General features: G+C 64.4%; 8 protein-coding genes, 3 pseudogenes and 2 riboswitches. Of the genes and pseudogenes, 6 read left to right on the top strand and 5 right to left on the bottom strand.

Going from position 1 to position 12,879, the window contains the following annotated elements; genetic code table 11:
• Positions 1-133: 133 nt before the first annotated feature.
• Positions 134-709, bottom strand: coding sequence for a recombinase family protein (locus tag ABC337_RS18490; protein ID WP_412885120.1), 576 nt, complete (start codon positions 707-709; stop codon positions 134-136).
• Between the two features lie 144 nt (positions 710-853).
• Positions 854-2,296, bottom strand: a complete 1,443-nt coding sequence (merA, locus tag ABC337_RS18485; RefSeq protein WP_412885096.1) for a mercury(II) reductase — start codon at positions 2,294-2,296, stop codon at positions 854-856.
• 219 nt (positions 2,297-2,515) lie between these two features.
• Here merA (ABC337_RS18485) and ABC337_RS18480 point away from each other — a divergent pair.
• The 4 genes and pseudogenes from ABC337_RS18480 (at position 2,516) to ABC337_RS18465 (ending at position 6,952) form a co-directional block, all read left to right on the top strand.
• Positions 2,516-2,904 (top strand): annotated as a pseudogene (locus tag ABC337_RS18480) (heavy metal-responsive transcriptional regulator).
• A gap of 355 nt (positions 2,905-3,259) precedes the next feature.
• A riboswitch (TPP riboswitch) is annotated at positions 3,260-3,369 on the top strand.
• On the top strand, positions 3,367-5,097 hold the full coding sequence (thiC, locus tag ABC337_RS18475) for a phosphomethylpyrimidine synthase ThiC (protein WP_412885097.1): 1,731 nt from the start codon (positions 3,367-3,369) through the stop codon (positions 5,095-5,097). Its footprint overlaps the riboswitch before it by 3 nt.
• 459 nt (positions 5,098-5,556) lie before the next feature.
• A complete protein-coding gene (locus tag ABC337_RS18470) occupies positions 5,557-6,138 on the top strand; it encodes a recombinase family protein (protein ID WP_412885098.1) in 582 nt (193 codons plus the stop codon).
• Positions 6,139-6,445: 307 nt separating this feature from the next.
• On the top strand, positions 6,446-6,952 hold the full coding sequence (locus ABC337_RS18465; protein ID WP_412885099.1) for a GrpB family protein: 507 nt from the start codon (positions 6,446-6,448) through the stop codon (positions 6,950-6,952).
• Here ABC337_RS18465 and ABC337_RS18460 read toward each other — a convergent pair.
• The 3 genes from ABC337_RS18460 to merA (ABC337_RS18450) form a co-directional block, all read right to left on the bottom strand.
• Positions 6,923-8,047 (bottom strand): IS110 family RNA-guided transposase, encoded by a 1,125-nt coding sequence (locus ABC337_RS18460; protein WP_412885100.1) that lies wholly within the window; start codon positions 8,045-8,047, stop codon positions 6,923-6,925. The two genes, ABC337_RS18465 and ABC337_RS18460, sit on opposite strands and share 30 nt — an antisense overlap.
• An 842-nt stretch (positions 8,048-8,889) precedes the next feature.
• On the bottom strand, positions 8,890-9,465 hold the full coding sequence (locus ABC337_RS18455; RefSeq protein ID WP_459562738.1) for a recombinase family protein: 576 nt from the start codon (positions 9,463-9,465) through the stop codon (positions 8,890-8,892).
• A gap of 144 nt (positions 9,466-9,609) precedes the next feature.
• Positions 9,610-11,052 (bottom strand): mercury(II) reductase, encoded by a 1,443-nt coding sequence (gene merA, locus ABC337_RS18450; RefSeq protein ID WP_412885096.1) that lies wholly within the window; start codon positions 11,050-11,052, stop codon positions 9,610-9,612.
• A gap of 219 nt (positions 11,053-11,271) precedes the next feature.
• On the opposite strand from merA (ABC337_RS18450), the pseudogene ABC337_RS18445 reads away from it, so the two are divergent.
• Positions 11,272-11,660, top strand: a pseudogene (locus ABC337_RS18445) (heavy metal-responsive transcriptional regulator).
• Positions 11,661-12,015: 355 nt separating this feature from the next.
• Positions 12,016-12,125: riboswitch (TPP riboswitch) on the top strand.
• Positions 12,123-12,879: pseudogene (locus ABC337_RS18440) on the top strand (phosphomethylpyrimidine synthase ThiC); the annotation flags it as partial. Its footprint overlaps the riboswitch before it by 3 nt.

The raw sequence follows: 12,879 nt of genomic DNA, 5'->3' as shown, positions 1-12,879 counted from the left end.
GTGCTCTCGCGTGCAGCACGGGCTTGCTGGTGGCGTAAAGCGCTGCGCGGCTCCCACCAGTGAATCGCGGCGCTAAATGGTGTTCTTTTCGCAGCGCTTGGTGCACTCACGGCCGGCGGCACCGCATCGGCCTTCAGATGGTTCGCCTTTGGAGCTCGCGGTACACCGTTGTTCGGGACACACGGAACAGCTCCGCCAACTCAGCCTGCGTGTGCTCCCCGGCGTCGTGCAGTGTCAGAAGATGCTTCCGCTGTGTCTTGGACAGTTTCGGCTGCTTGCCTTTCAGCCGCCCCTTCGCCTTGGCGACCGCCATTCCCTCGCGAGTGCGCATCCGGATCAGGTCCGCCTCAAACTCGGCCACCATTCCCAGGACATTGAACAGCAGCCGGCCTACCGGATCAGTTGGATCATGAGTGCTGCCGCCGAGACTGAGCACTACCCCCTTGGCCGTCAGCTCGTGGGCTATATCCCTGGCATCGGAAAGAGAGCGTGCCAAACGGTCGAGCTTGGTCACCACGAGCGTATCGCCGCCCCGGCACGCCGCCATCGCTTCACGGAGCCCAGGGCGCACCCGGTTCGCTCCCGTCAGTCCGTGATCGACGAAGATCTGGGCCTCATCTACACCCAGGGCAAAGAGGGCATTGCGTTGGGCGGTCAGGTCCTGGTCGTTCGTCGAGACCCGGGCATAGCCGATCTTCATTCCAGTCATAAGGAACATGGTTGCAGTAATCCCCCCGTCACCGTGCATATTATCGTGCGGGTCTTACGACCAACGAGAGTGCGAGGTCGATGCCGCTGTCCGGTGAGGTCTGCCGGTCGGTGAGTTGGATGAAGTTACTGGAGGGGCTACGGCTCAGGAGGCGCAACAGGAGAGTTTGGAGACATCAGTGGTGAAGGACTGGGCGGCGATCTTGATCCCCTCGGCCATGGTCAGGTACGGGCTCCACAGGTTCGCCACCTGCTCCACGGTCATCCCGGCTTCCAGGATGTAGACCCCGGCGGCGGCGAGGTCACCGGCGTCCTTCGCGACGGCGGTGATTCCCACAATCCGCCCGGTGTCCGCGTCCGCGACGATCTTGATGAAGCCGCGGGTGTCCCTGTTCACCAGGGCCCGGGGCACGTACTCCAGGGGCAGGACCCGGCATTCGCACCGGATACCGGCCTCGTTGGCTTCCTTGTCGGTCATCCCGACCGCGGCCAGGGCCGGGCTGGTGAAGGTGACCCGGGGCAGGTGCCGGTAGTCGACCTCGCGGCCGGCGTTGTTGAAGGCGTTCTCCACCACCAGGGAGCCGTGGGATGCTGCGACGTAGACGAATTCGCGGTGTCCGGTCACGTCTCCGGCGGCCAATATCCTGGGATTGGTGCTGGCCAGCCGGCTGTTGACCAAGATCTCGCCGCCGTCCCCGGTTTTCACGCCGACCGCGGACAGGTTCAGGCCGTCCGTGACCGGGCGCCTTCCCGTGGCGACGAGCAGCCTGGCGGCCCGGAATTCCTCCTGGCCGCCGGAGGCGGCCGCGGTCGCAACGATCCCGCGGGTGGCCGGATCCGTACGTACGGAGGACACGGCCGCCCGGCGGACGACGCGGATGCCCTCGTCGGCGAAGACGCCCATCAGGGCGCGGGAGGCTTCGGGTTCCTCGGCCGAGGCCAGGCGGGAGCGGACCAGCATGGTGACCTTGGACCCGAGCCGGGCGAAGAGCTGGGCCTGTTCCAGGGCCACGTACCCGCCGCCGAGCACGAGCAGGGAGTCGGGGACCTCCTCGAGTTCCATCGCGGTGGTGGCGGTCAGGTAGTCCGTGTCTGCCAAACCCTCGATCGGGGGCGCCCACGGAGCCGACCCAGTGGCCACCAGATAGTGCGCGGCCCTTACGGACTCCCGCATCCCGTCCTGTCCGGTGATTTCCAGGACGGGATCGTCCTGGGTGCCGGTGAACACGGCATTGCCCTGGCGCAGCTCCCAGCCATAGTCCGCGATCAGGTCCACGTACTTATCCGAACGCATCGTCTCCACCAGGGAACGCTTCCCACCGATCAGCCCGGCCATGTCCACCGGCCCGGCTGAGGTGCTGATGCCGGGGAACCGGCCTGCTCCGTCCAGGGCAACTTGCCTGGCCTCTGCCGCGGCCAGGAGTGCCTTGGACGGCACGCAGCCGGTGTTCACGCACGTGCCGCCGACGGTGGAGCGCTCGATCATCAGGACGCGTTTGCCCAGGTTGGTCGCCCGGATCGCGGCCGCGAATGCTCCGCCGCCCGATCCGATGACGGCCAGATCAAAATCAGGTGTTGGTTCAGACATGGAATCCTCCAAAGTCGTACAGCAGCGACGTCCCGAAATACCCGTAACAGTGCCTCGTATATGGTTCTGCCCCAGTCTGCACCTTCCACCGAGGGGGAAGGTCAAGAGGCTGACTCCGCTCTCCCGGCCCGGGGCGCCACCCGCGGGTTCCTACCCCCTGTTGACCTTCCACTAAACTGGAAGGTCAAGGAGGAACCCCCCGGGGACGAGAGGTGCATGATGCTTATCGGCGAAACTGCCGCAGCCGCGGGCATGACGGCCAAGACCCTGCGGTTCTACGAGGACCGCGGCCTATTGCCGGCCGCCGACAGGGCACCGAACGGATACCGCGACTACGCCCAGGAAACAGTCAGCCGGCTGGAATTCATCCGCCGCGGCCGCACGGCCGGACTGACCCTTGCCCAGATCGGTGACATCCTCTCCGTCCGGGACATCGGCCAGGCCCCTGCGTACACGTCCGGGATCTGCTGGCCAAACAGCTCCGCGACCTCGACGCCCGGATCGCAGAACTCACGGCACTGCGTGCAACCGTTGCCGAATTTCATGACGCCGCGGCCGCCGGGGACCCTGCAGCCTGCGACCCCGAACGCATCTGCAGCTACCTCTAAACCCGACCAGATCCCGACGCTCCTCCTGTGTGACTGCTAGTTCGGATTGGCGGTTTTTTCGCAGCTCGGTTTGGCGGTTTTAGCTAATTCCTATGACGAGGGTTGATGTCAGTTTCAGAAGTCGACTGCACGGAATAGCAGAAGGCGTCTGCACCATTCCCGGGTGCTGTGCGTTGGCCGGGCTGGCGGTTGACCGAGGAGCGCGTCAGCCCCGGCAGCTGCGAACAGGAGGCCTCAGCTGCCGGAGATATGTCATATCCCCATCGCTGGGAGGGCCTGCTTCCGAGGATGGAGGCCCTCCGGGGAACACCAGTCATCATCCAACCGGAACGGGCACGCCGGGGTGCTAGGGTTTTTTCATCCACACGGGTGCCCTAATGCAGGGGCTGAGATCGGGCTGATGCAGCCTGCGACCGTTGAACCTGTCCGGGTCATGCCGGCGAAGGAAGTAGGAAACCACTGATGAACGCCATGAATTCACATTCGCTCGCGTACGCCCGCGACCCGGAACACGGCATTAGCGTCCCTGTCACGGAGATCGCCTTGGAGGACTCTCCGAACGGGGTGAAGAATCCACCGTTCACGGTGTACCGGACGGCCGGGCCCGGCAGCGATCCGGTAATCGGCCTGGAGCCGTTCCGGTCCGAATGGATAGAATCCCGGGGCGACACCGAGCCCTACGGCGGACGGGAACGGAACCTGCTCGATGACGGCAAGTCCGCCGTGCGCCGGGGTGCCGCGTCCGCGGAATGGAAGGGCGCGCAGCCGGTGCCCCGCCGCGCCCTCAACGGCAAGACGGTCACCCAGATGCACTACGCCCGCCAGGGCGTGATCACGCAGGAGATGCGGTTCGTGGCAGTGCGGGAGAACTGCGACGTTGAACTGGTCCGCAGTGAGGTGGCGGCGGGCCGGGCCATCATTCCGAACAACATTAACCACCCTGAATCCGAGCCGATGATCATCGGCAAGGCGTTCCTGGTGAAGATCAACGCCAACATCGGCAACTCGGCCGTGACCAGCTCCATTGCCGAGGAAGTGGACAAACTGCAGTGGGCCGCCCAGTGGGGCGCAGACACGGTGATGGACCTCTCCACCGGCGATGACATCCACACCACCCGTGAATGGATCATCCGCAACTCCCCCGTCCCGATCGGCACGGTCCCGATCTATCAGGCGCTGGAGAAGGTCAACGGCGAGGCCAATGACCTGACCTGGGAGATCTACCGGGACACCGTGATCGAGCAGTGCGAGCAGGGCGTGGACTACATGACCGTCCACGCCGGCGTGCTGCTGCGCTACGTGCCGCTGACCGCAAACCGGGTGACCGGGATCGTCTCCCGCGGAGGGTCCATCATGGCCGGTTGGTGCCTGGCCCATCACCAGGAGAACTTCCTCTACACCCACTTCGATGAACTGTGCGAAATCTTCGCCAAGTACGACGTCGCCTTTTCCCTGGGCGACGGCCTGCGGCCGGGGGCGACCGCGGATGCCAACGACGCCGCACAGTTTGCCGAACTAGACACCCTGGCGGAGCTGACCAAGCGCGCCTGGAAGTACGACGTGCAGGTCATGGTCGAAGGCCCGGGCCACATCCCCTTCCACCTGGTCCGGGAAAACGTCGAACGCCAGCAGGAACTCTGCGACGGCGCCCCGTTCTATACCCTCGGCCCACTGGTGACCGACATTGCCCCCGGCTACGACCACATCACCTCGGCCATCGGCGCCACGGAGATCGCCCGCTACGGCACCGCGATGCTCTGCTACGTCACGCCCAAAGAACACCTCGGGTTGCCGAACAAAGATGACGTCAAAACCGGCGTGATCACCTACAAGATCGCCGCCCACGCCGCGGACCTCGCCAAAGGCCACCCGGGCGCCCACGAACGCGACGACGCCCTGTCCAAGGCACGGTTCGAGTTCCGCTGGCGCGATCAGTTCGCCCTTTCCCTGGACCCGGAAACGGCCGAATCCTTCCACGACGAGACCCTGCCCGCCGAACCGGCCAAGACCGCGCACTTCTGCTCCATGTGCGGTCCCAAGTTCTGTTCCATGCGGCTCTCCCAGGACATCCGCGACCAGTTCGGAGGCATGTCCGAACAGGAAGCCATCGCAGGAATGGAGGCCAAGTCCACCGAATTCCTCGAATCCGGCGGGAAGGTCTACCTGCCCGAACCGGTTCTGCCCAGGAGCTAGGAGCGGGTCCGGCCAGGGCCGGTCCTTCGTGGCCGGTCCTGGCCGGACCTGAACACCGCCGACTAAGAGGCCTGTTCGAAAGGGCCGTTGAAGCCCTCACCGCCGGGACCGGCCCCATCCAGCAACGACTGGCCGACGCGTACGTCTGGCTGACCGCCGACCGGACCCGGCCGCGCTCAATCCGCGTCCGCTTAATCGTGATGCTCCTCTACCTCACCTCACCCCCCAATCTCAAGCCTGCCTCGATCGTTCGACGTTCTCAGAAACGAAGGATTTCAAGAACGCCTTGAATCGAGAAAGGCGGCGCTTGCCGTGAGGCGCCGGAACAGCGCGCCGTTCTGCGGGAAACCGCCGTTGTGATGAGAAGCCCCGCCCCGGCGGGGCGGTTCTCACAAATAATTCTCGAAACTGTACAGTCGAGCCAGGAGTCCGAATCGAGTTTTGAGAAGAGAAACCCATATGGCGGCACACCGTATCGGCTATGCCAGAGTGTCTACGCGCGACCAGAACCTTGATCTGCAGTTGGCTGCCTTAAATAGTGCAGGATGCGATCGCATCTTTGAAGACACAATGAGCGGCACCAAGGCCGGCCGCCCCGGTCTAGCCAAGGCCCTGGAAACACTCCGTGAGGGAGACACTCTCATTGTGTGGAAGCTGGACCGTCTCGGCCGTAGCGTGAAGGACCTCCTGGATTTCGCCGGAGGCCTGAACGAGCGCGGAATTGGTTTTGTCAGCCTTACCGACTCGATCGACACCACCACCGCCTCCGGACGCTTCTTCTTCAACGTGATGGCATCCCTGGCCCAGATGGAACGCGAGCTCATGGTCGAACGCACACAGGCGGGCCTCCAGGCAGCGCGCGAACAGGGCCGGGTCGGCGGACGAAAGCGTGTAATGACTGAGGCCAAGATCCGCTCAGCTCGGAAGCTCCTCAGCCAGGGAACGCCGCCCAAGGAAGTTGCCGCCAGCCTCGGGGTCTCGGTGCCCACGCTTTACCGCTGGGTCCCGGCCACGAGCCCTGAAGCAGTTGCAGTCCCGTAGCTCGGCCTTTGGTGCAGACGACTGTTGAAAAAATGCGTGACTGTGCAGACCACTTCTGAAACTGACAAACGTAGCGGCGCGTTTCCTGGGCACGGTGATCGATCGGCTTACGGGTGAGTCTGCTGACACGATCCGGCATGCGAGACCTTGGTGCTGCCCTGTCCGTGACTTGCAAGCTCAGGTCCTCGATCCAGTACCAATCGGTCTCAACTGTGGCAACACCTTGGAGGGCCTATCGGGCGCCATCCAAGGCGGCAGCGGCGTGGCTTCAAAGAGTGCAGACACCATCGGGACCAGAATCGGACGAATGGACGACGAACAGCCGGTAACACTTGTGGCGAGCAGATTCGAGGAATGGGCGGACCACTATGCCCGGTTCGCCGCGGCGATCCTCGAATTGCTCCCCGAAGCCCACTGCGAACACATTGGTTCGACTTCCGTGCCCGACCTGCCGGCGAAAGATGTCATAGACGTGATCGTTGGGGTCAAGGTTTCGAGCGTTCAAAATGCAGCCCGGGCGCTGAAAATGGCGGGGTTCGACCTCGAGGGGATGAAGCCCGGCCATTGCTGGCTCGCGTGGCCAAACCGCCGCCATCGGGAATCCGTGGTGCACGTCCTCGCATTCGAAGGCACCGAATGGTCTGCACGCATCGCATTCCGCGACCTACTCAGAGAAGATCCGGCGGCCCGAGCCGAATACTTTGAGGCCAAGAAAACCGCAGCCGACACAGCCTCGGGCTGGAGTGACTACACGGCTGCCAAATACCCCACCGTCGCGCGCCTTCTAACTCGGACCAATCCGGACACCGCCTGAACTGCCTGCCCCGGCAACGAGGGGTGGGGCTGGTTTCGCGGTGGCGTAAAGGGTGTTTAGCTGGCGGTAGAGCGTTCGGGCGACGTAGCGCTTGAGGGATCTGCGGATTTCGCGGTAGCTGCGACCTTCTTGGGTGCGTTTGGCGACGTAGTCCCGTGTTCCGGGGTCATGGACCATCCGGGTCATGGTGATGGTGTGCAAAGCACGATTGAGGCGCCTATCACCGCCCCGGTTCAGCCTGTGCCGGACAGTGTTACCGCTTGAGGCCGGCAAGGGACTCACCCCTGCCAGAGAGGCAAAGGCAGCTTCGCTGCGAACCCTTCCTGGATGCGACCAAGCTGTCAGGACAGCAGCGACCGTGACAGCCCCGGCACCCACCATCTCCAACAGCGGCGCAGCCGGGCTTTCCTGGATCAGCTCAGTCATGCGCTTCTGATTAGCCGCCAGCTGAGTGGTCACCTCGAGAACGCGGCGCGCCAACCGAACCGCTTCCTGCCGAGCGATCGCTAGTTCCATCTGCTCCTGCCGGTCCCGCCATCTGGTAATCGTGGCGATCTGGGCGGGAACCAGAGGCTTGCGGGCGTCGACTCCAAGGTCGTGTGCCCGGAGTAAGGCGATAAGCGCATTGACATTCATTGTTCGTTCCCGGGTCAACTGATCCCGTGCCGCACTCAGGATCCTGAGTCCGGCACGGGCTCCTTCATCCCGGCGCGGAACCCGGAGTTGGGACTCCTCCAAGCCAAGGACAGCGGCTCCGATGGCGGTAGCGTCCAACGGGTCCGATTTGCCCAGCCCCCGACGGCCTCGGGCGTTCATCCGTGGAGCTTCGGCGACGTCGTAGCCGGCGTCGGTTACCGCCCGGGCCAGACGCGCCCCATATGAGCCGATACCCTCGACGGCCCATAGACAGGCCATATCCCCGTCTGTCCTTCGGCCTACCCAGGCAAGTGCGCGGGAAATCCCTGCCGAGGTGGTCGGGAACTGCTCGCACGCAACCTGTCGCTTAGTGCTGGCCTCGATGATGGCGTAAGTGTGGGTCCGGGCGTGACAGTCCACGCCGATGACGAACGGGCGGGTCTGCGAAACGATAGTCAACGCACCACCCTCCTTCCTTTCGAACGGGCAAGAACGGCCGCAGCACGGCCGGCGCCGGACCTGGGAAGAGTCACCTCGAGGCAAAACTGTGATGAGCCACAACCTCCAAAGGCTGGGCAAGCTTCTAATCAAGCCACCGACGTGGGACAGGTCAGCGCCGGCCGCTCCACCCAGCGCGGACAAATCGGGGGAAACGCACCCTCGAGGGGCAATTGTTTTTTCGAGTCACGCACCAGGCAGAACGACCGGCATCAACACTGCCAGCTAGTCCCAGACCAGCCATGTAAAGACTCACAGACGCTTCTATGTCTGTCAAGCGGCTGGAATCGGGTGCTGGCGCGGACCATAGCGGGGCGGCTTTGGTGACCGGCCAGCTTCCCCTCTCCCCCCGTTGTTTTGGCTGCTGGCGAAGCTTGCGGAGCTGTGGCCGACGGAGGCCTGTCTACCCGCAGGGCAAGGGCGGGAAATTCCCGGAGGAAATCAGCGACGAAGGAGCACCGCAGGGACATTTCCTGTACCGCAGGCCCCGACGAAGGAGGGGCTAGATGGGCCGGAGCGGACACGTACAATCCGTCAGGACAGCAGCCAAAACAGAAAAGCGCTTCTAGAGCCCGAGCGAAGCGAGGCCCGTGCAGTAGGGGTGGGCGCTTGCTGGGCGAGGCCGGAACCCAGAGTCTTCAGGCAGCACGTCGTTCCGGGCTACGTTGTGGTGCTCTCGCGTGCAGCACGGGCTTGCTGGTGGCGTAAAGCGCTGCGCGGCTCCCACCAGTGAATCGCGGCGCTAAATGGTGTTCTTTTCGCAGCGCTTGGTGCACTCACGGCCGGCGGCACCGCATCGGCCTTCAGATGGTTCGCCTTTGGAGCTCGCGGTACACCGTTGTTCGGGACACACGGAACAGCTCCGCCAACTCAGCCTGCGTGTGCTCCCCGGCGTCGTGCAGTGTCAGAAGATGCTTCCGCTGTGTCTTGGACAGTTTCGGCTGCTTGCCTTTCAGCCGCCCCTTCGCCTTGGCGACCGCCATTCCCTTGCGAGTGCGCATCCGGATCAGGTCCGCCTCAAACTCGGCCACCATTCCCAGGACATTGAACAGCAGCCGGCCTACCGGATCAGTTGGATCATGAGTGCTGCCGCCGAGACTGAGCACTACCCCCTTGGCCGTCAGCTCGTGGGCTATATCCCTGGCATCGGAAAGAGAGCGTGCCAAACGGTCGAGCTTGGTCACCACGAGCGTATCGCCGCCCCGGCACGCCGCCATCGCTTCACGGAGCCCAGGGCGCACCCGGTTCGCTCCCGTCAGTCCGTGATCGACGAAGATCTGGGCCTCATCTACACCCAGGGCAAAGAGGGCATTGCGTTGGGCGGTCAGGTCCTGGTCGTTCGTCGAGACCCGGGCATAGCCGATCTTCATTCCAGTCATAAGGAACATGGTTGCAGTAATCCCCCCGTCACCGTGCATATTATCGTGCGGGTCTTACGACCAACGAGAGTGCGAGGTCGATGCCGCTGTCCGGTGAGGTCTGCCGGTCGGTGAGTTGGATGAAGTTACTGGAGGGGCTACGGCTCAGGAGGCGCAACAGGAGAGTTTGGAGACATCAGTGGTGAAGGACTGGGCGGCGATCTTGATCCCCTCGGCCATGGTCAGGTACGGGCTCCACAGGTTCGCCACCTGCTCCACGGTCATCCCGGCTTCCAGGATGTAGACCCCGGCGGCGGCGAGGTCACCGGCGTCCTTCGCGACGGCGGTGATTCCCACAATCCGCCCGGTGTCCGCGTCCGCGACGATCTTGATGAAGCCGCGGGTGTCCCTGTTCACCAGGGCCCGGGGCACGTACTCCAGGGGCAGGACCCGGCATTCGCACCGGATACCGGCCTCGTTGGCTTCCTTGTCGGTCATCCCGACCGCGGCCAGGGCCGGGCTGGTGAAGGTGACCCGGGGCAGGTGCCGGTAGTCGACCTCGCGGCCGGCGTTGTTGAAGGCGTTCTCCACCACCAGGGAGCCGTGGGATGCTGCGACGTAGACGAATTCGCGGTGTCCGGTCACGTCTCCGGCGGCCAATATCCTGGGATTGGTGCTGGCCAGCCGGCTGTTGACCAAGATCTCGCCGCCGTCCCCGGTTTTCACGCCGACCGCGGACAGGTTCAGGCCGTCCGTGACCGGGCGCCTTCCCGTGGCGACGAGCAGCCTGGCGGCCCGGAATTCCTCCTGGCCGCCGGAGGCGGCCGCGGTCGCAACGATCCCGCGGGTGGCCGGATCCGTACGTACGGAGGACACGGCCGCCCGGCGGACGACGCGGATGCCCTCGTCGGCGAAGACGCCCATCAGGGCGCGGGAGGCTTCGGGTTCCTCGGCCGAGGCCAGGCGGGAGCGGACCAGCATGGTGACCTTGGACCCGAGCCGGGCGAAGAGCTGGGCCTGTTCCAGGGCCACGTACCCGCCGCCGAGCACGAGCAGGGAGTCGGGGACCTCCTCGAGTTCCATCGCGGTGGTGGCGGTCAGGTAGTCCGTGTCTGCCAAACCCTCGATCGGGGGCGCCCACGGAGCCGACCCAGTGGCCACCAGATAGTGCGCGGCCCTTACGGACTCCCGCATCCCGTCCTGTCCGGTGATTTCCAGGACGGGATCGTCCTGGGTGCCGGTGAACACGGCATTGCCCTGGCGCAGCTCCCAGCCATAGTCCGCGATCAGGTCCACGTACTTATCCGAACGCATCGTCTCCACCAGGGAACGCTTCCCACCGATCAGCCCGGCCATGTCCACCGGCCCGGCTGAGGTGCTGATGCCGGGGAACCGGCCTGCTCCGTCCAGGGCAACTTGCCTGGCCTCTGCCGCGGCCAGGAGTGCCTTGGACGGCACGCAGCCGGTGTTCACGCACGTGCCGCCGACGGTGGAGCGCTCGATCATCAGGACGCGTTTGCCCAGGTTGGTCGCCCGGATCGCGGCCGCGAATGCTCCGCCGCCCGATCCGATGACGGCCAGATCAAAATCAGGTGTTGGTTCAGACATGGAATCCTCCAAAGTCGTACAGCAGCGACGTCCCGAAATACCCGTAACAGTGCCTCGTATATGGTTCTGCCCCAGTCTGCACCTTCCACCGAGGGGGAAGGTCAAGAGGCTGACTCCGCTCTCCCGGCCCGGGGCGCCACCCGCGGGTTCCTACCCCCTGTTGACCTTCCACTAAACTGGAAGGTCAAGGAGGAACCCCCCGGGGACGAGAGGTGCATGATGCTTATCGGCGAAACTGCCGCAGCCGCGGGCATGACGGCCAAGACCCTGCGGTTCTACGAGGACCGCGGCCTATTGCCGGCCGCCGACAGGGCACCGAACGGATACCGCGACTACGCCCAGGAAACAGTCAGCCGGCTGGAATTCATCCGCCGCGGCCGCACGGCCGGACTGACCCTTGCCCAGATCGGTGACATCCTCTCCGTCCGGGACATCGGCCAGGCCCCTGCGTACACGTCCGGGATCTGCTGGCCAAACAGCTCCGCGACCTCGACGCCCGGATCGCAGAACTCACGGCACTGCGTGCAACCGTTGCCGAATTTCATGACGCCGCGGCCGCCGGGGACCCTGCAGCCTGCGACCCCGAACGCATCTGCAGCTACCTCTAAACCCGACCAGATCCCGACGCTCCTCCTGTGTGACTGCTAGTTCGGATTGGCGGTTTTTTCGCAGCTCGGTTTGGCGGTTTTAGCTAATTCCTATGACGAGGGTTGATGTCAGTTTCAGAAGTCGACTGCACGGAATAGCAGAAGGCGTCTGCACCATTCCCGGGTGCTGTGCGTTGGCCGGGCTGGCGGTTGACCGAGGAGCGCGTCAGCCCCGGCAGCTGCGAACAGGAGGCCTCAGCTGCCGGAGATATGTCATATCCCCATCGCTGGGAGGGCCTGCTTCCGAGGATGGAGGCCCTCCGGGGAACACCAGTCATCATCCAACCGGAACGGGCACGCCGGGGTGCTAGGGTTTTTTCATCCACACGGGTGCCCTAATGCAGGGGCTGAGATCGGGCTGATGCAGCCTGCGACCGTTGAACCTGTCCGGGTCATGCCGGCGAAGGAAGTAGGAAACCACTGATGAACGCCATGAATTCACATTCGCTCGCGTACGCCCGCGACCCGGAACACGGCATTAGCGTCCCTGTCACGGAGATCGCCTTGGAGGACTCTCCGAACGGGGTGAAGAATCCACCGTTCACGGTGTACCGGACGGCCGGGCCCGGCAGCGATCCGGTAATCGGCCTGGAGCCGTTCCGGTCCGAATGGATAGAATCCCGGGCGACACCGAGCCCTACGGCGGACGGGAACGGAACCTGCTCGATGACGGCAAGTCCGCCGTGCGCCGGGGTGCCGCGTCCGCGGAATGGAAGGGCGCGCAGCCGGTGCCCCGCCGCGCCCTCAACGGCAAGACGGTCACCCAGATGCACTACGCCCGCCAGGGCGTGATCACGCAGGAGATGCGGTTCGTGGCAGTGCGGGAGAACTGCGACGTCGAACTGGTCCGCAGTGAGGTGGCGGCGGGCCGGGCCATCATTCCGAACAACATTAACCACCCTGAATCCGAGCCGATGATCATCGGCAAGGCGTTCCTGGTGAAGATCAACGCCAACATCGGCAACTCGGCCGTGACCAGCTCCATTGCCGAGGAAGTGGACAAACTGCAGTGGGCCGCCCAGTGGGGCGCAGACACGGTGATGGACCTCTCCACCGGCGATGACATCCACACCACCCGTGAATGGATCATCCGCAACTCCCCCGTCCCGATCGGCACGGTCCCGATCTATCAGGCGCTGGAGAAGGTCAACGGCGAGGCCAATGACCTGACCTGGGAGAT

Origin of the sequence: Arthrobacter phoenicis, from assembly GCF_047238215.1 — a bacterium.
Taxonomy (GTDB): Bacteria; Actinomycetota; Actinomycetes; order Actinomycetales; family Micrococcaceae; genus Arthrobacter.
The sequence above is the reverse complement of the archived record's forward strand: the minus strand, read 5'-3'. Positions and strand labels throughout refer to the sequence as shown.

Excerpts from the sequence above, each read along its gene's own strand:
- ABC337_RS18455 (WP_459562738.1), bottom strand. The coding sequence starts at position 9,465 with ATGACTGGAATGAAGATCGGCTATGCCCGGGTCTCGACGAACGACCAG.
- ABC337_RS18470 (WP_412885098.1), top strand. The coding sequence starts at position 5,557 with ATGGCGGCACACCGTATCGGCTATGCCAGAGTGTCTACGCGCGACCAG.
- merA (WP_412885096.1), bottom strand. The coding sequence starts at position 2,296 with ATGTCTGAACCAACACCTGATTTTGATCTGGCCGTCATCGGATCGGGC.
- ABC337_RS18465 (WP_412885099.1), top strand. The coding sequence starts at position 6,446 with ATGGACGACGAACAGCCGGTAACACTTGTGGCGAGCAGATTCGAGGAA.
- merA (WP_412885096.1), bottom strand. The coding sequence starts at position 11,052 with ATGTCTGAACCAACACCTGATTTTGATCTGGCCGTCATCGGATCGGGC.
- thiC (WP_412885097.1), top strand. The coding sequence starts at position 3,367 with ATGAACGCCATGAATTCACATTCGCTCGCGTACGCCCGCGACCCGGAA.
- ABC337_RS18490 (WP_412885120.1), bottom strand. The coding sequence starts at position 709 with ATGACTGGAATGAAGATCGGCTATGCCCGGGTCTCGACGAACGACCAG.